This is a genomic window from Streptomyces sp. NBC_00237 (assembly GCF_026342435.1).
Lineage (GTDB): Bacteria > Actinomycetota > Actinomycetes > Streptomycetales > Streptomycetaceae > Streptomyces.
The window spans coordinates 766,050-783,172 of the sequence record NZ_JAPEMT010000002.1; the positions used below are offsets into that span (position 1 = coordinate 766,050).

Sequence of the window (17,123 nt, forward strand, 5' to 3'; positions counted from 1 at the left end):
TTCACCGTCAGCCCCTCTGCGACCTTGCGAGATGTCGCCACACCGTCGCCGTGCACCGTCGCAGTACGGTGCGCGGCCGACGGCCGGAGGGAGAACCGAGCCGAGGGGAACCCCCGAACCATGGACACGACACAGCAGGGCGGCGCCGAGCTGGTGATCGCCTCCAACCGCGGCCCGGTCGAGCGGCGCACCGGCGCCGACGGGCGGGTGACGGTGCACCGGGGGGCGGGCGGACTGATCGCCGTGCTCGGCCCGGCGCTGGCCTCGCACGGCGGGGTGTGGGTGGCCGCCGCCCTCACCGACGAGGACCGGGTCGCCGCTCGTGAACTGCGCGCGCGGGGGCGGCTCGATGCGGTCGATCTGCCCGAGGGGCGGATCGGCGTCCGCCTGCTCGACTTCGATCCCGGCGACTTCGCCAGCTACTACCGCACGATCTCCAGCGAACTGCTGTGGTTCCTCCAGCACCATCTGCAGCCCGGTGGGGCACCGACGACGTGGGATGCGGGGCTCCGGGGCCACTGGGACGCCTACCGCCGCGTCAACGACGCGTTCGCGACAGCGTGTGCCGAGGCCGCCGCGCCCGGCGCGACCGTGCTGCTCCAGGACTACCACCTCACCTTGGCCGCGCGCCGGCTGCGGGAGTTGCGCCCCGACCTGCGCAGCGCGCACTGCACGATGACGCCGTGGGCGGACCCGGAGCACTTCGCCGCGCTCCCGGACGACGTCCGGCGTGAGCTGGTGAGCGGTCTGCTCGGCGCGGACCTGGTGTGCTTCCTCGTACCGCGCTGGGCCGAGGCGTTCATGTCCTGCTGCGAGCAGCTGGGCCTGCGCGTCGACCGTGCCCGGCGGGCCGTGCGCGGTCCCGACCGGCGGTGGTCGCGGGTGCGCTGCTTCCCGGTGGGCGTGGACGCCGCGTCCTTGCGGAGCCGGGCCGGGGCGCCCGACGTGGCGGACCACGAGCGGCAGTTGAGCGCCCTGACCCGCGATGCCCGGCTGGTGGTGCGGGTGGATCGGATGGAGCCTTCGAAGAACATCGTGCGGGGCCTCGACGCCTACGCCCTCTTCCTCGAACAGCACCCCGAGCAGCACGGATCGGTGGTCCACTTCGTACTCGCCTACGCCTCACGCGGCGAGCTGGCCGCCTACCGCGACCTGGCCGCACAGGTCGGCCTGCTGGCCGAGGACATCAACCGGCGCTTCGGCACCGCCGACTGGCAGCCGGTCGTACTGGAGACCCGCAACGACTTCGGGCGCGGCCTGGCGGCGATGGCCCTGGCCGACGTGATGGTGGTGAACCCGGTACGGGACGGCATGAACCTGGTCGCCAAGGAAGCCGCGGTGCTCGGGCGGCGCGATCCGGCACTGGTCCTGTCCCGGCACGCGGGCGCGGCCGACGACCTCGCCGACGGCTGCACGCTCGTGGACCCCTTCGACGTGCGACAGCTGGCGGACGCCATCGCCGAGAGCCTCGCCCTCCCCCGCACCGAACGGACGGTGCGGCTGGAACGCCTGCGCAAAGGGGCCGTCGCCCTGCCGCCCGGCCAATGGCTCGCCGAGGTACTCGCGGCGCTGGCTCAGGAGGACCGCACGCGGGAGTGAGGGACCGCCCCCGCCTTCCGCATGTCCGCCCACGAAAGGTCGTTCCCGTGCATCCCCCCTGCTCGACCAAGGTCCCGTACTCCTCGGCGAGTCCATCGTCGTGCCCCCGGTGCTGCTCGCCGGGGAGGACGACGAGGAGACCGCCGAGGCGCACATCGTCCGTGGCAGCGACAGGGACCGGGTGAGCACCGAGTGCTGACGTTGAGGCGGATGTTCGAAGCCCTGACCGTACGGAACTTCCGGCTCTTCGCCGCCGGGCAGCTCCTGTCCGTCACCTGCACCTGGATGATGATCGTCGCCCAGGACTGGCTGGTGCTCTCGCTGTCCGGCGACTCGGGCACGGCGCTGGGCCTGGTGACGGCCCTCCAGTTCACGCCGATGCTCCTGCTCACGCTGTACGCGGGGCGGCTCGCCGACCGGTACGACAAGCGTCTGCTGCTGATGGCGGCGAACCTCGCCGCAGGCGTCCTGGCGCTCCTGCTGGCCCTGGTCACCTTCACCGGCGAGCTGCGCCTGTGGCACCTCTGGGTGTTCGCTGCGCTGTTGGGCGTCGTGAACGCGGTGGAGGCGCCGACCCGGATGGCGTTCGTCGGCGAGGTGGTCGGCACGACGCTGCTGCCGAACGCCTCGGCGCTGAGCGCCGCGTACTTCAACGCGGCGCGTGTCGTCGGCTCCGCCCTGGCCGGGCTGCTGATCAGCAGGTTCGACGCCGGTCCTGTGATCCTGCTCAACGCGGTGAGTTACCTCGCCAGCGTGGGCGCGCTGCTGCTGATGGATCCCGACCGGCTGCATCGCGGGGCCCGGGGTCCCGGCCGCGGCGGCGTCGTGGACGGTCTGCGGTATCTGAGGGGCCGCTCGGACCTGGTGGTGCCGCTGGCGCTGGTGGGCGTGATCGGCATGTTCGGCTTCAACTTCCAGCTGACGCTGCCGCTCATGGCGAAGACCGTCTTCCACGCGGACTCCGCGTCGTTCGGGTTGCTCGCCAGTGCGCTGGCCGCGGGTTCGCTGCTCGCCGCTTTCGCCACGACGGGGCGGCGGAGCAGGCCGTCGGCCGTGCTGGTCATCGGGTCGGCCGTCGCCTTCGGGGCGATGACGACGCTGTCCGCGCTGGCCCCCACGTTCGCCGTCGCGCTGGTGCTGCTGGCCGCCACGGGATTCGCGATGATCTACTTCGCGCAGGCAGCCAACCACCGGGTGCAGTTGGGCACCGACCCCGCCTACCGGGGCCGGGTGATGGCCCTCTACACCCTCACCCTCCAGGGCACGACCCCGCTGGGAGCCCTCCTGACCGGCTGGCTCAGCGAGCACTGGGGAGCGCGGACGGGCCTCTGGTCCGGCGGCGCCGTGTCCCTGTGCGCGGGGCTGCTCGCCCTGTGGGCACACCGGCGGGGACCTTCCGCCCCGGCCCCGAAACCGGGGCCCCTGCGACGGCGCCCTTCCGACGCCCGCCGGTGAGGGCCCCGGATCAGGGGCTGGCCGTGGAGACCGCGTACACCCAGGGCCGCTGGGGCACCGTGCGGTCGACGGTGATGTCGACGGTGGGCAGCGGGTCCTTCTGCGCGTACGTCAGGCCCGACCACTTGCGGTGCGGGGTGAAGACCCAGCCGACGGTGGCCTGGTCGTGCGGCCTGATGGTCACCTCGCCCTGCTTGAGGGCGGCGGTGGACGTACCGATGCTCTTGAGGAAGACGTCCAGGTCGGCGGGGGTGGTGGCGAACCGGACGTGCATCCGGCTGGTCTTCCAGTTGTTGGTCTCGTAGTACGCGAGGTTCTGGGCCATCAGCGGGATCGGCAGGTGGTAGATGCGCCGCTGCACCTGGGAGGGGAAGCCGACGGTGAGTCCGGCGTTGGCCGCCTCGCGCTCCTTGTTCACGCCGCCCTCGCGGCTCTGCTCGGCGGAGACCAGGAGGTAACCGGCGGGGATGCCGATGAGCAGCACGATGATGGCCAGGGTGAGACTGCGGCGCACGATCATGTGCAGGCGGGTCTCCGGCGGCTTGTTCTTCTTGTTGTTCTTGCCGCCGCGTGCGCCACGGTCGCCGTTCGGCTCGCCCTGGGAGGGGCTCTGGCGCGGAATCGCTGAAGTCATTCGGTGGTTCCCTGTGCGTTTTCGGCGCGGTCGGAGCGTGGGGCGGTGGCCTCGGCCGTGGTGTCGACGGTGGTGGCGTCGGCTGCGGGCCGATCCTGGGTGTCTGCTTCCACGGTACGTTCCTTGCCGGCCGGGACGGCGGCTGCGGCGGGAGTGGTCGCTGTGCGGAGGGCCTGGGCGTAGCGCTCGTAGCGCTCGTGCCGCTCCACCCGGCGGCGGTTCGCGCGCCGGAAGCGGCGGGCGACCAGGCGGGCGAGGTCGGCGGCGCCGACCATTCCGGCCTCGGGGCCCAGCTGTGCCTTGGCGATGCGGGCTTCGGGGCGGTAGCCGCGCCCGGTGAGGTGGCGGCGGAAAGCGTCCCTGGCGGGCCCGATCAGGAGGTCGTCGGCGGCGCTGACACCGCCGCCGATGACGAAGCAGGACGGGTCGAGCGCGGCGGCCAGGTTGGCGATGCCGACACCGAGCCACTGGCCGATGTCCTGGAGGAGCTCGACGCACATGGCGTCGCCGCCGCGCGCCAGCTCGGTGATGAGGGGTCCGGTGATCTCGTGGACGTTCCCGCCGACCCGCTCGATGAGGTGGTACGCGACCGGGGAGTCGGCGGCGGCCAGTTCCCGGGCCTCGCGGACGAGGGCGTTGCCGGAGCTGTACTGCTCCCAGCAGCCCCGGTTGCCGCACGGGCAGCGGTGTCCGCCGGGCACGACCTGCATATGGCCGAACTCACCCGCGACGCCGTACTCGCCCCGCTTGACCTGGCCGTCTTCGAGGATGGCCCCGCCGATGCCCGTACCGAGGGTGATCATGACGAGGTGGTCCTCGCCGCGTCCGGCGCCGAACCGCCACTCCGCCCAGGCGGCCGTGTTGGCGTCGTTGTCGACGAGGACGGGGACCGCGAGGCGGGAGGAGACGGCGTCGCGCAGGGGCTCGTTGCGCCAGGCGAGGTGGGGGGCGAAGAGGACCTTGTTGCGGTCCGCGTCGACCCAGCCGGCCGCGCCGATGCCGACCGCGTGGACGTCGTGCCGGTCGGAGAGGTCCAGGACCAGTTCGACGATGGTGTCCTCGACGACCTTGGGGCTCTTGGACTTGTCCGGGGTCTCGGTGCGCAGGGTCTCCAGGATGGTGCCGTCGGCGTCGACGACGCCCGCCATCACCTTCGTGCCGCCGATGTCGATGCCGACGGTGGGCACGCGCGGGGCGGTCAGGTGGGAGCGGCGCTCACGGGGTCCTACGGTGCGCAGGACGGTGGCGCGGGCGGTGCCTCGGTTCGCGAAGTCGCGGTAGCTGCTGCTCATGCGGGGGAGCCTTCCGCGTGGGGCGCTGTCCCGTGGAACCGGGAGGGGCGGGGGGAACGCACGAGGGGAATCGTCCCTGCGGGGTGTCGGGGAGCCGGGGACTCGGGGCTGGGGCCGATGCACCGGCGGCGGACGGCGCCCACCGCCGCCGATTCTGCCATCCATGGGCATAAGGAACCTGTCCGGGCGGCCGTCCGGGGCCCTCCCCGGGCGGAGTTTCCGGTACGGATTCCGGCTCTGCGGGAGGGCCCCGGGGGGCGCGTCGGTGCTAGACGGCGGGCTTCGCGTCGACCGGGTGGCCGCCGATCCGGTCGGGGGCCGGGGCGCGCTCCAGTTCGTGGCTGAGCTCGTCGAGTTCGCTGCCGCCGGCCATCTGCCGGGTCAGCTCGTCGAGGGTGGTGTCCTGCTTGGTGCTGCTGCCGGACATGGCGCCCCGCTTGAGGAGGACGAAGCGGTCGCCGACGAGGTAGGCGTGGTGCGGGTTGTGTGTGATGAGGACGACACCCAGGCCGGCGTCGCGCGCGGCGGCCACGTACTTCAGGACGACGCCCGACTGCTTGACGCCGAGGGCGGCCGTCGGCTCGTCGAGGACGAGGACCTTCGCGCCGAAGTGCACCGCACGGGCGATGGCGACGCACTGCCGCTCGCCGCCGGAGAGGGTGCCGATGGGCTGGTCGACGTCGCGCAGGTCGATGCCCATGCGCAGCAGCTCGGCGCGGGTCGTCTCGCGCATGTGCTCCACGTCGAGACGCCGGAAGGGACCCCGGCCCTTCGTGGGTTCGGAGCCGAGGAAGAAGTTCCGCCAGACGGGCATCAGCGGGACGACGGCGAGGTCCTGGAAGACGGTGGCGATCCCCCGGTCGAGGGCGTCGCGCGGGTTGACCAGGGTGGTCTCCGCGCCCTCGATGCGGAAGGTGCCCGCGTCGTGCTGGTGCAGCCCGGCAATGATCTTGATGAGGGTGGACTTGCCCGCGCCGTTGTCGCCCAGCACGCAGGTGATCTCGCCCGCGTGGACCTCCAGGGAGACGCCTTCCAGGGCCTTGATGTTGCCGTAGAACTTCGACACGTCGTCGAGCTCGACGAGCGGCGTTCCGGGGGCGGGGAGGGACGTTTGGGGTTCGACGGCTGTGCTCATGACCGTGCCTCCGCTCGCTTGCGTACCCATGCGTTGAGCAGGGTGGCCAGAAGGAGCATCGCTCCGAGGAAGAACTTGAACCAGTCCGGGTTCCACTCGGCGTAGACGATGCCCTTGCTCGTCATGCCGAAGATAAACGCGCCGACCGCCGAGCCGATCGCGGAGCCGTACCCGCCGGTGATCAGACAGCCGCCGATGACGGCCGCGATGATGTACGTCAGCTCGTTGCCGACGCCCTCGCCGGACTGCACGACGTCGTACGAGAACAGCAGGTGCTGGCCGGAGACCCAGGCGGCGAAGGCGACGCCCATGTAGAGGCCGATGCGGGTCTTGTTGACGGGGACGCCGGTGGCGCGGGCCGCGTCCTTCTCGCCGCCGACCGCGAAGATCCAGTTTCCGGCGCGGGTGCGCAGCAGGATCCAGGTGGCCAGGGCGATCAGCACGAACCACCACAGGATCGTCACCTTGAGGTTGACGGAGCCGATGGTGATCTGGGAGGCGAAGACGGCCTTGGCGGACTCGAAGCCCTCCATGTCGCCGATGCCCTTGGTGGAGACGGTGCCGCTGATGAGCTTGGTGAGGCCGAGGTTCAGGCCGGTCAGCATCAGGAACGTACCGAGCGTGATGATGAAGCTCGGGAGTTTGGTGCGGGTCAGCATGAAGCCGTTGAAGACGCCGATCAGCAGCGTGACCAGCAGCGACACGAAGACGCCCACCCAGACGTTCGCGGTCATCTGGTAGCTGAACATCGAGGAGATCAGCGCGGAGCTGGTCACCATGACGCCCGCGGACAGGTCGAACTCGCCGCCGATCATCAGCAGGGCCACGGGGACGGCCATGATGCCGATCGTCGACGCCGCGTAGAGGACGGTGCCGAAGCTGGAGGCGCGCAGGAAGCTGTCGGCGGCGATCGAGAAGAACAGAAACACCGCGACCGCGCCGACGATGGAGCCGAGTTCCGGGCGGCCCATCAGCTTGCGCAGGGGGGAGGTGTGGACGAGCCGCTCGTCCTGCTTCGGTTGTGGTGCCGGTGATTGTGGTGCCTGTGCCGTCGCTGTCATCGGGTCCCCCGCTTCGTGTACGCCTTCAGCTCGGCCGCGTCGTCCTTGGTGATGATCTGGGGGCCGGTCAGGACGGGCTTGCCGCCGCCGAGAACGTCCGCGTTGTAGCGGTAGAGCCAGAGCAGGTCCACCGCCTCGTATCCCTGGAGGTACGGCTGCTGGTCGACGGCGAAGCCGAGCGTGCCCGCGTCGAGGGAGTCGGCGACCTTGGCGTTGAGGTCGAAGGTGTCGATCTCGGCGGCGCTGCCCGCCTGCTGCTTCGCCTGCACGGCCGCGTCCGCGAAGGGCGCGCCGAGGGTGACGACGGCGTCGATGTCCTTCGCCGTCTGGAGCTTGGCCTCGATGGACGCCTGGACGTCGGGCATGTTGGTGCCGTCGACGTAGAGGTTCTCGACCGTGCCCTTGAAGGACTTCTTGACGCCTTCGCAGCGCTGCTCGTGGCCGACGTTGCCCCGCTCGTGCAGCACGCACAGGGCCTTCTTCTTGGAGCGCTCGGTCAGCTCGTCGCCGACGGCCTCGCCGGCGATGGTCTCGTCCTGGCCGATGTGGGTGAGCGCCCCGAACGCCTTGGACTCCTCGGTGCCCGAGTTGATCGTGATCACCGGGATCCCGGCCTTCTTCGCCTTGGCGAGGACGTCCTTCATGGCGTCCGGCTTGGCGAGCGTGACGATCAGTCCGTCGACCTTCTTGTCGATGTACGTGTCGACCAGCTGGGCCTGCTGCTGGGCCTCCGCGTTGTTCGCATACAGAAAGTCGATGTTGTCCTTGACGGCTGCCTGCTTGGCCCCGCTCTGCACGATGTCCCAGAACGTGTCGCCTGCACCCGAGTGGGTGACCATGGCGAAGGTCCACTTGGGGGTGTTCACCGCGGCCTTGCCCTGGGCGGCGGCCGCTGCCGCGCGCTCCTCGGCCCGCTTGCCGCCGGTGCTGCTGCAACCGGTGAGGGAAGCCCCGAGCACCGCCGCCAGCACCGCGCCCAGCGCGCGTACCCCTGTCCGAACCCTTGCCACGACGTCGTGCCCTTCTCGCTGTACTCCTGGGTGCGGCCGGGGGGTATTGAGCCAGACCCCGGCCGCCCAAGTATCGGTCATGGGGGTCCGTCGTGTGGTCGGCGGGTACGTCATCGGGTGCCGCGGGCGGTGTATTTCTCCAGTGCGGGTACGTCCTTCTCGGTGACGATCGCGGGTCCGGTGAGGACCGGTTTGCCGCCACCCAGGACGTTCCCATTGGTGCGATTCAGCCAGATTTCGTCGATGGCGAGGTAGCCCTGGAGGTACGGCTGCTGGTCGACGGCGAAGCCGACCGCCTTCGATTTGAGGCTCTTCACGACGGCCGCGTTCAGGTCGAAGGTGTCGACCTCGGCCGTGCTGCCCGCGCCTTCCTTCGCCTTCACCGTTGCGTCCGCGAACGGTGCGCCGAGCGTGACCACGACGTCGATGTCCTTGGACGCCTGGAGCTTGGCCTCGATGGAGGAGGTGGTGGCGGGCATGTTCGTGCCCTCCACGTTGAGGTTCTCGACGCTGCCCCTGAAGGTCTTCTTGACGCCCGCGCAGCGTTCTTCGAGGGAGACGTTGCCCTGTTCGTGGATGACGCACAGGGCCTTCTTCTTGCCGCGCGTGTTCAGCTCCGCGCCGACGCCCTCCCCGGCGACGGCCTCGTCCTGGCCGATGTGGCTGAGCGCGCCGAGGCCCGGGGAGTGCCGGCCGCCCGAGTTGATGGTGACGACGGGGATGCCCGCGGCGACGGCCTTCTTCACGGCCGCGCCGACTGCTTCGGGCTTGGCGAGGGTGACGACGATGCCCTGCACCTTCTGGTCGACGGCCGCCTCGATGAGGGATGCCTGTTCCTTGCCCTCCTTGTTGGCGGAGTAGAGGAAGTCGACGTTGTCCTTGGCGGCGGCGGCCTTGGCGCCGCTCTGCACGATGTCCCAGAAGGTGTCGCCCTCGCCGGAGTGGGTGATCATCGCGATCTTGATGCGGGGCGTGTCGGCGGCCTTTCCGCCCGCGCCCTGCCCTGCGGACGGCTTCTCCTCGGAGCTCTTGCCGCCGGAACCGCTGCATCCGGTGAGGGCGAGTGCCGCCGATATGCCTGCCGCGGCCAGGAGTGCCGCCTTGCGACGTGCCGTACGAGTGGTACGCATCGTGGGTCCGCCTCGTGTCCCCCGCCGCCCGGTTGCGGCTGGGGGTGTTCTAACGGGGGGTGCGCGACGGCGTCAATGGTTTGTCCGGACATTCGCGAGGTGCGTTCATGAGGTGCACACTTCACGGCCTCACGTGTCACGGCCATTCGTGTCACGGCCGTACGCCTCACGGCCGTACGAGCAGCTGGAAGTCGAAGGCGTACCGCGAGGCCCGGTAGAGGTGCGAGCCGAACTCGATCGCCCGGCCCGTCCCGTCGAAGGTCCGCCGCTCCATCGTCAGCAGCGGCGCGCCCGCGCTCTCCCCGAGGAGCGCCCCCTCCGCCGCCCCCGCGGCTTTCGCCCCGACGGTCTGGCGGGCGCTGTGCAGGGTGACCCCGGCGGCGCGCATCACCCGGTAGAGACCGGTCGACTCCAGCTCGGCGCTGTCGAGGGCGAGGAGCCCGAGGGGAAGGTGGTTGCGCAGGTACGCCATGGGCTCGCCGTGCGCCGAGCGCAGGCGGTCGATGCGGTGCACCTCGGCTCCCTCGGCGACGCGCAGTGCGGCGGCGACCGCCGGAGCCGCGGGTTCGACGGCGTTGTGCAGGACGAGGGTGGTGGGCCGTTGACCGGCCGCCTCCAGGTCGTCGTACAGGCTGCTCAGCGCGAGCGGGCGTCTGACCTGGCTGTGCACGACCTGGGTGCCCACTCCCCTGCGCCGCACCAGGAGGCCCTTGTCGACCAGGGACTGGATGGCCTGGCGGACGGTGGGGCGGGACAGGCCGAGGCGGGCGGCGAGGTCCACTTCGTTGCCCAGGCGGCTGCCGGGTGAGAGCCGGCCCTTCTCGATGGCGGCTTCGAGCTGCTGGGAGAGCTGGAAGTAGAGCGGGACCGGGCTGCTGCGGTCCACACCGAGTCGTAGGGCGACGGTGGGGTCGGTCGCTGGTTTCGGCACGGGGGTGAGCGTAGTCCTGCGGGGTCGGCGCGTCACCAAGTCCCGTTGTTCACACGTGCTGTTGTCCACATGTCCTGTTGTTCTTACGTCCTGTTGTCAGGACAAAGTCCTTGACAGGCTTCGGGGCCTGTTGTCGGCTGGGAGCATGCGTATCGGACTCATGGGCACGGGCCGCATCGGTTCCTTCCACGCCGAGGTGCTGTCCCGGCATCCGGCGGTGGGTTCGCTGGTGCTGGCGGACGCGGACGCGGGGCGGGCGGCTGAGGTAGCCGCCCGTGTGGGGGCCGCATTCACCCCTGCGGAGGACCTGTTGACCGCCGGGCTCGACGCACTGGTGATCGCGTCGGCGACGGCCGCGCACGCCGAGCTGATCGGACGGGCCGCGCGGGCGGGGCTCGCGGTGTTCTGCGAGAAGCCGATCGCCGTCGACCTGCCGGGCACGCTGGAGGCACTGCGCCAGGTGGAGGCGGCGGGCACGGTGCTCCAACTCGGCTTCATGCGACGCTTCGACGCCGGTTACGGGGTGGCCAGGGCCCGCGTGCGCTCCGGCGAACTGGGCCGCCTGCACACGATCCGTACGGTCTCCTCCGACGCCGCGCCGCCCCCGGCCGCGTATCTGCCGCTCTCCGGCGGTCTCTACCGGGACTGTCTGGTGCACGACTTCGACATCCTGCGCTGGGTGACCGGGCGCGAGGTGGTGCGGGTGTACGCGGCCGGGTCGGCGGCCGGTCCCGAGATGTTCGCGGCGGCGGACGACGTGTCCACGGCCGCAGTGGTGCTGACGCTGGACGACGGGGTCCTCGCCACGGCGACCGCGACCCGCTGCAACGGCGCCGGATACGACGTACGCATGGAACTGGCCGGTGACCTGGACCAGTTGGCCGTCGGCCTGGACGACCGTACCCCGCTCACCTCCGCCGAGGCGTCGGGCCCGCCCGCCCCGGCGAAACCGTGGTCCGGTTTCCTGGAGCGGTTCGCCCCGGCGTACGAGGCGGAGCTCGACGCGTTCCTCGGCGTCGTACGGGGATCGCTGCCGAATCCGTGCGACGGGCGCGAGGCCCTGGAGGCGTTGCGGGTGGCGGAGGCGTGCGAGGTGTCGCGGCGGCAGGGGCGGGCGGTCCGGCTGAGCGAGATACCGGGGCGGTGAGCCTCAGTAACCGACCGTGAACCGCTCCCCCACGTGCTGCGGGCGTTCGATCTCGTCGAGGAGCGCCACCGCGTAGTCCTCGGTGCTGATCCGGCTGTTGCCCTCGGCGTCGAGGACCAGGGCCTCGGTGTCCGTGCGGTAGACACCGGTGCGCTCACCGGGCTCGATGGTGCCCGCGGGGCTGAGGTTGGTCCACCGGACGTCGCTCACGGTGCGGTAGAAGTCGAGCGCGTCGCCGTGCGCGTGCATGATCTGGAGCAGGAACTCCGGCAGGCCGTCGGCGTCCCACACCTGCTTGCCGTCCGGGGTGCGCAGCGAGCCGGCGCCGCCGACCGCGATGAGGCGGGGCGCGTCGTCGCCCAGCGCCCGTACGCCTCCCACCAGGGCCTTCGCCGAAGGCTCGATCGTCGCCAGGTGGCCCGGGCCGTCGCCGCCGCCGACCGCGGTGACGAGGACGTCCTGCCCCTTGGCGACCTCGGTGACCGACGTCGGATCGAGGACGTCTCCGACGACGACGGTGAGGTTCGGGTGCGCCTCGCCTGCGAGCTTCGCGGGGTCGCGGACGACGGCGGTGACCTGGTGGCCACGGTCGAGGGCCTCGCGCAGGATGCGGCTGCCGATGGTGCCGTTGGCCCCGAAGAGGGAGATCTTCGCCATGGGGTGGGGTCCTTCCGAGGATCTTTGAGGATGGTGAATTTCCGGACTCAGAACCCTGCGGTCCTTCGTCGCTCCTCCAACATAGGAGGTGAAAGCTAGGAAAGCCGGGTACGCTCCGGACACATGGTGGTGAAAAAGCGACACACGCCTCTTTCTGGCACTCCGGGCATCCCCGCCATCCCCGAGGTCCGGTTCCACGCGCCCGGTGGGGCACCGGCCGGGATGGAGGTCCTGACCCTCGCCACGCTCCGCGCGAACGCCTGCGCCGACTCGATCTCCGCCACCCATCGCCCCGACTTCCACCACCTTCTCCGGCTGGAGAGCGGCTCGCTCCCCCTGATGGTCGACTTCGCGTCGTACCGGATGCTGCCGGGCGAGTGGCTGTGGGTGCGGCCCGGGCAGGTGCACCGCTGGGACGATCTGTACGGGGCGGAGGGCACGCTCGTCCTCTTCGAGGCGGGTTTCCCGGACCCCGCGACGAGTACGGCAGCACGGCTGGACGATCCTTTCGGTCCGACGGTACGACGCCTCTCGGAGGCGGGCGACGCGGCGGCCCGGCGGGCCCTGGACCAGCTGCACCAGGAGTACCGGGCGCTGCGCGGTGCGGACCCGGACGCCCAGGGCGCCTGGCTCCCGCCCGACGCCCACCTCTCCGTACTGCGCCACCTCCTCGCCGTACTGCTGCTGCGCCTCGCGCACACCGGGGAGCAGTCGGCGGGCTGCGACAGCCCGGACGCGTTCCTGCGCTTCCGGGCGGCGGTGGAACGGGACTTCGCGCGCACGCGGCGCGTCGACGACTACGCGCGGGAGCTCGGGTACGCGGCGCGCACCCTGTCGCGGGCGACGCTGTCGGCGGCCGGGGTCGGCGCGAAGGAGTTCATCGACCGGCGGGTGGTGCTGGAGGCCAAGCGGCTGCTCGCGCACAGCGACCACAGCGCGTCCCGGGTGGCGGCCCTGCTCGGCTTCCGGGACGCGGCGAACTTCGGGAAGTACTTCCAACAGCGCACCGGGGAGAGCCCGTTGGCCTTCCGCACCACGGCACGAGGCGGCGCCGTCTAGGACTTCAGCGCCGGAGAGGCCCCGGCCCGGTCGGTCATGGACGAGCGCTGGCGGGGGCGGCGCGCCTTCCGTGGGCGGAGGATCCGGCGGGGTCTCACTGACTCCAGCCTTTCACTGACTCCCGCGCGGAGCCCTACCCGGACTTCTGCACGGTGAGGACGGTCCCCTGCGCCACCGCGCACAGCGTCTCGACGCCCGCCTCGTCCGCCACGTACAGCTCGCACCGGCAGACCGCCTGGCGTCGCCCGCCGTGCACGGTGGAAGCGCGGGCTATCAGGGTGGTGCCGGTGGCGGGACGGATGTACTGGATGGAGAATCCGCCGGTCAGAACGGCGGGGCCGAGGGCCGAACCCGCTGCGAAGGTAAGGGCGTTGTCGGCCGCGTAGGCGAGGACACCGCCGTGCAGGAACCCGTTCTGCTGGCGCAGGTCGTCCCGGGCGTCCAGCTCCAGCACGGCGTCACCGCCGCCGAACGCGGTGATGCGGGCACCGAGCAGGACGCTGAACGGCTGTGCGTCCAACGTCTTCTGAGCAAGCGTCAGGTCAAACGTCACGGCGGCGTCCGGCGTGCCCGGTGCGGGAGGTTCAGTGGTGGGGTTCATGGCGTCACCACCGCACCGGCAGCTTGCGCACGCCCCTGATGAGGAGTCCGGGAACCCATTCGACCGGGCCGCCGTCGGCGGCGAGGGCCAGGTCGGGGCAGCGTTCCAGCAGCGTACGGATGGCGATGCGGCCTTCCATGCGGGCCAGCGGGGCGCCCAGACAGAAGTGGATGCCGTGCCCGAAGGCCAAGTGGCCCTGCGGGGCGCGGTGGATGTCGAAGCGGTCGGGCTCGGGGTAGCGGTCGGGGTCCCGGTCGCCCGACGCGAGGGAGACCAGCACGGGCTTGCCTGCGGGAATGACCACTCCGCCGAGCTCCATGTCTTCCCGGGTGAACCTGAAGGTGGCGTTCTCCACGGGGCCCTCGTAGCGCAGCATCTCCTCCACGGCGCCATCGATCAGACCATCGAAGTCGGCTCGCAGGGCGGCGAGTTGATCGGGGTTGTCGAGCAGGGCGCGGACGCCGTTGGAGATCAGGTTGACGGTGGTCTCGTGTCCCGCGACGAGCAACAGGAAGGCCATGCCCACGAGTTCGTCGGGCGAGAGCTGATCGCCGTCCTCGTCGCGAGCCTTGATGAGCGCGCTCATCAGGTCTTCTCCGGGCGCGCGGCGCTTTTCCTCGATCAGTTCGACGAGGTAGCCGCCCATCTCGGAGACGGCGGCGGCGCTCGCCTCCGTACCGGTCGGCGCGACGACCTCGTTGGACCAGGCGCGGAAGCGGTCGCGGTCCAGGTCGGGAACGCCGAGGAGTTCACAGATGACCGTCATCGGCAGGGGGAAGGCGAGTGCGTCGATCAGGTCCGCCGCCCCTGTGGCGGAACTCCCCTTCGCGGTCATGGAGTTGACGAGGTCGTCGGCGATCTGCTGCACGCGCGGGCGCATCGCCTCGACGCGCCGCGCCGTGAACTCGCGGGCGACGAGCTTGCGCAGCCGGGTGTGGTGCGGCGGGTCGGTCTCCAGCATGTTGCTGCTCATGGCGGTCGCCTGCTCGGGGTCCCAGAGCTCGGAGTTGCGCCAGTTCTTGGAGAGCCGGGGGTCGGCGAGGGCCTTGCGGCCCTCCTCGTACCCGACGACCAGCCACATCTCGTCCACGTCGGCGGTACGGACGTGGTGCACGGGCCCGGCCTCGCGCAGCTTCTCGTAGTACGGGTACGGATTCGCCGTGAAGTCCTCGGTCCGGTCCCGCAGATCCACGATCGCCATGATTCGCCTCTCCGTCGAGCCGGGGCCCGCCCCTCGGTTCCGGCTTCCGGGTCAGCCTACGCGGGCCGCCGTTCGGTCTCCGTCAGCCCCTGCCTGCGCGCCTGCCCCTGCCTCTGCCTCTGCCTCTGTCTCTGCCTCTGCCTCTGCCTCTGCCTCTGTCTCTGTCTCTGTCTCTGTCTCTGTCTCTGTCTCTGTCAACCCTCCGTGGAGTCCAGCAGTCCGGCGTCGTGGGCGAGCAGGGCGATCTGGACCCGGTTGTTCAGGCCGAGTTTGGCGAGGATGCGGGAGACGTGGGTCTTCACCGTGGGGACGCTCAGGTACAGCTCGGCGGCGATCTCCGCGTTGGAGCAGCCTCGGCCGACCGCGACGGCGACCTCGCGTTCACGCTCGGCGAGGAGGTCCAGCCTGCTCCGGGCGCGGCCCTTGCGGTCCTCGGTGCCGCCGGTACCGGCGACGTGGGAGATGAGCTGCTGGGTGACCGCCGGGGACAGCACCGGGTCGCCCGCGGCCACCCGTCGTACCGCGGTCACGATTTCGGCGGGCGGGGTGTCCTTGAGGACGAACCCGGCCGCCCCTGCGCGGAGGGCGCGCAGCACCTGTTCGTCGGCGTGGAAGGTGGTGAGGACGACGACTTCGGGGGCGTCGGCCTCGGCGCGTACCGCTTCGGTGGCGGTGAGGCCGTCGACCACCGGCATCCGGATGTCCATCAGGACGACATCGGGCTTCAACTGTGCGATGGCCTGCGGCACTTGGGAGCCGTCGGATGCCTCGCCGACGATCTCGATGTCGTCGGCGCCGCCGAGCATGAAGGTGAGTCCGGCGCGCACGAGGGGGTCGTCGTCCACCAGGAGGAGTCTGATCGGGGTGGTGGTCATGATGCTCCCGGCGGCCGAAGCGAGGGGGTCGTCGTGCGCGAGGCGTTCGTCATGGTCCCCACGGTAGCCAGGCGCAGATCCGGAACCCTCCGTCGGGTTCGCGCGCGTGGTCGAGGCGGCCTCCGGCGAGTGCGGCGCGCTCGGTGAGGCCGATGAGTCCCTGGCCCGACCCGGGAACCCGGGGGACGTCGCCCTCGGGCGCGGGGTTGTGGATGGAGACGGTGATGCCGCCGCCGGGGCGGCCCGAGACGGCGAGCGCGACCTCGGCTCCGGGGGCGTGCTTACGGGCGTTGGTGAGGGCTTCCTGGGCGATGCGGTAGACGTTGCGGCCGACCGCCGAGGGGACGGCTTCGGGATCGGCGATGCGGTTGTCGAGAGTGACCTTCATGCCTGCCTGGCGGGACTCGGCGACCAGGGCGTCGAGGGTGACGAGGGTGGGCTGCGGGCGGTCCTCGTCGCCGGTGCCGGGGCTGCGCAGGACGCCGATGATCTCGCGGAGGTCCTGGAGTGCTTCGTGGGCGCTGTCGCGGATGACCCCGGCGGCGCGGGCGACCTCGGCGGGCGGGGCGTCGGGCCGGAATTCCAGGGCTCCGGCGTGCACGCTGAGGAGGGTCAGCCGGTGGGCGAGTACGTCGTGCATCTCGCGGGCGATGGCCTCGCGGGCGAGCCTCTGGGCCTGCTCGGCGCGGAGTGCGGCCTCGGTCTCGGCGCGTACGGTGCGCTCGCGCAGCGAGGCGACGAGTTGGCGGCGGGCACGGACGAACATGCCCCAGCCGACGACCAGCAGGGTGATCACCACGGTGACGACCAGCGCGGCCCGCAGGGAGACCGTCGGGTCGGGGCGCAGCCAGGACTGGAGCGCCCCGGTGGCCAGCGAGCAGGCGGCCAGGGAACCCGCCACCTTGAACGGGCGGTGGACGGTGACCCCGAACAGTGCGATGACCATGGCGCCCGAGCAGGTCGGCGCGACGGCGGACACCGCGGCGAGGGCCGCCGCCACACCGGTCGGCCAGCGCCGCCGCAGCCAGAGGGCGCAGCAGGCGAGGGCTCCGACGATCTGGTCGAAGAGCAGCACGACGCGGGACTCGCCGAGGTCCGTCACGGTCTCCATCGCCATGATTCCGACCGCTGCGGCGAGGAGGAACATCAGGAGGTCGACGATCCAGTCCCGCAGGGTACGGCGCGGCCGACGGCCGGTGCCGCCGTCGGGCACGGAACCGCTCACACGGTCCCGTCCCCGGCCACCCTTGTCGTCGCCCCCGTCGCCGGGCAGCTCGGATCCGCCCATCGCCGACGGCAGCAGCCACCGGTACTCCTGTCCGCTCATACGTACAAA

General features: G+C 71.2%; 15 protein-coding genes and 1 pseudogene. 4 read left to right on the top strand and 12 right to left on the bottom strand.

The features are described from left to right. Window positions 1-120: 120 nt before the first annotated feature. Together OG897_RS17630 and OG897_RS17635 are read left to right on the top strand one after the other, a co-directional pair. A complete protein-coding gene (locus OG897_RS17630; RefSeq protein ID WP_266657905.1) occupies window positions 121-1,599 on the top strand; it encodes a trehalose-6-phosphate synthase in 1,479 nt (492 codons plus the stop codon). A gap of 210 nt (window positions 1,600-1,809) precedes the next feature. Further along, a complete protein-coding gene (locus tag OG897_RS17635) occupies window positions 1,810-3,054 on the top strand; it encodes an MFS transporter (protein WP_266657907.1) in 1,245 nt (414 codons plus the stop codon). A gap of 10 nt (window positions 3,055-3,064) precedes the next feature. Here the strand turns inward: OG897_RS17635 and OG897_RS17640 are convergent, their stop codons facing one another. The 7 genes and pseudogenes from OG897_RS17640 to OG897_RS17670 form a co-directional block, all read right to left on the bottom strand. Next, complete coding sequence (locus OG897_RS17640) at window positions 3,065-3,688, bottom strand: sugar kinase (protein WP_266657909.1); 624 nt, start codon at window positions 3,686-3,688, stop codon at window positions 3,065-3,067. Between the two features lie 164 nt (window positions 3,689-3,852). Next, window positions 3,853-4,980 (bottom strand): annotated as a pseudogene (locus OG897_RS17645) (ROK family glucokinase); the annotation flags it as partial. Between the two features lie 268 nt (window positions 4,981-5,248). Further along, window positions 5,249-6,115 carry an ATP-binding cassette domain-containing protein gene (locus tag OG897_RS17650; RefSeq protein ID WP_266657911.1) on the bottom strand — a complete coding sequence of 289 codons (867 nt, stop codon included), beginning with the start codon at window positions 6,113-6,115 and terminating at the stop codon, window positions 5,249-5,251. Further along, window positions 6,112-7,176: an ABC transporter permease gene (locus OG897_RS17655; protein ID WP_266657913.1), complete on the bottom strand. Its 1,065-nt coding sequence runs from the start codon at window positions 7,174-7,176 to the stop codon at window positions 6,112-6,114. The genes OG897_RS17650 and OG897_RS17655 overlap by 4 nt, the downstream gene beginning before the upstream one ends. Next, on the bottom strand, window positions 7,173-8,186 hold the full coding sequence (locus tag OG897_RS17660) for a sugar ABC transporter substrate-binding protein (protein ID WP_266657915.1): 1,014 nt from the start codon (window positions 8,184-8,186) through the stop codon (window positions 7,173-7,175). Before OG897_RS17660 ends, OG897_RS17655 begins: the two co-directional genes overlap by 4 nt. Window positions 8,187-8,296: 110 nt before the next feature. Then, window positions 8,297-9,316, bottom strand: coding sequence for a substrate-binding domain-containing protein (locus OG897_RS17665; protein ID WP_266657917.1), 1,020 nt, complete (start codon window positions 9,314-9,316; stop codon window positions 8,297-8,299). A gap of 166 nt (window positions 9,317-9,482) precedes the next feature. Beyond that, window positions 9,483-10,247, bottom strand: coding sequence for a GntR family transcriptional regulator (locus tag OG897_RS17670; RefSeq protein ID WP_266657919.1), 765 nt, complete (start codon window positions 10,245-10,247; stop codon window positions 9,483-9,485). A 145-nt stretch (window positions 10,248-10,392) separates the two neighbouring features. Here OG897_RS17670 and OG897_RS17675 point away from each other — a divergent pair, with 145 nt between their 5' ends. Continuing rightward, the gene (locus tag OG897_RS17675; RefSeq protein WP_266657921.1) at window positions 10,393-11,394 is read left to right on the top strand and encodes a Gfo/Idh/MocA family oxidoreductase; all 1,002 of its coding nucleotides are present in this window, start codon (window positions 10,393-10,395) and stop codon (window positions 11,392-11,394) included. Window positions 11,395-11,397: 3 nt separating this feature from the next. Here OG897_RS17675 and OG897_RS17680 read toward each other — a convergent pair whose 3' ends face one another. Further along, window positions 11,398-12,051 (bottom strand): NAD(P)-dependent oxidoreductase, encoded by a 654-nt coding sequence (locus tag OG897_RS17680; protein ID WP_266657923.1) that lies wholly within the window; start codon window positions 12,049-12,051, stop codon window positions 11,398-11,400. Between the two features lie 123 nt (window positions 12,052-12,174). Here OG897_RS17680 and OG897_RS17685 point away from each other — a divergent pair, with 123 nt between their 5' ends. Next, window positions 12,175-13,110 (top strand): AraC family transcriptional regulator, encoded by a 936-nt coding sequence (locus OG897_RS17685; protein WP_266657925.1) that lies wholly within the window; start codon window positions 12,175-12,177, stop codon window positions 13,108-13,110. A gap of 133 nt (window positions 13,111-13,243) precedes the next feature. Here OG897_RS17685 and OG897_RS17690 read toward each other — a convergent pair whose 3' ends face one another. The 4 genes from OG897_RS17690 to OG897_RS17705 form a co-directional block, all read right to left on the bottom strand. After that, window positions 13,244-13,711, bottom strand: coding sequence for a PaaI family thioesterase (locus OG897_RS17690; RefSeq protein WP_266657927.1), 468 nt, complete (start codon window positions 13,709-13,711; stop codon window positions 13,244-13,246). A gap of 4 nt (window positions 13,712-13,715) precedes the next feature. Continuing rightward, window positions 13,716-14,912 carry a cytochrome P450 gene (locus tag OG897_RS17695; protein WP_266657929.1) on the bottom strand — a complete coding sequence of 399 codons (1,197 nt, stop codon included), beginning with the start codon at window positions 14,910-14,912 and terminating at the stop codon, window positions 13,716-13,718. Between the two features lie 194 nt (window positions 14,913-15,106). After that, entirely contained in the window at window positions 15,107-15,787 is a 681-nt protein-coding gene (locus OG897_RS17700) for a response regulator transcription factor (RefSeq protein ID WP_266657931.1), read from the bottom strand. Between the two features lie 49 nt (window positions 15,788-15,836). Continuing rightward, the gene (locus tag OG897_RS17705) at window positions 15,837-17,114 is read right to left on the bottom strand and encodes a sensor histidine kinase (RefSeq protein WP_266657933.1); all 1,278 of its coding nucleotides are present in this window, start codon (window positions 17,112-17,114) and stop codon (window positions 15,837-15,839) included. Window positions 17,115-17,123: the final 9 nt, after the last annotated feature.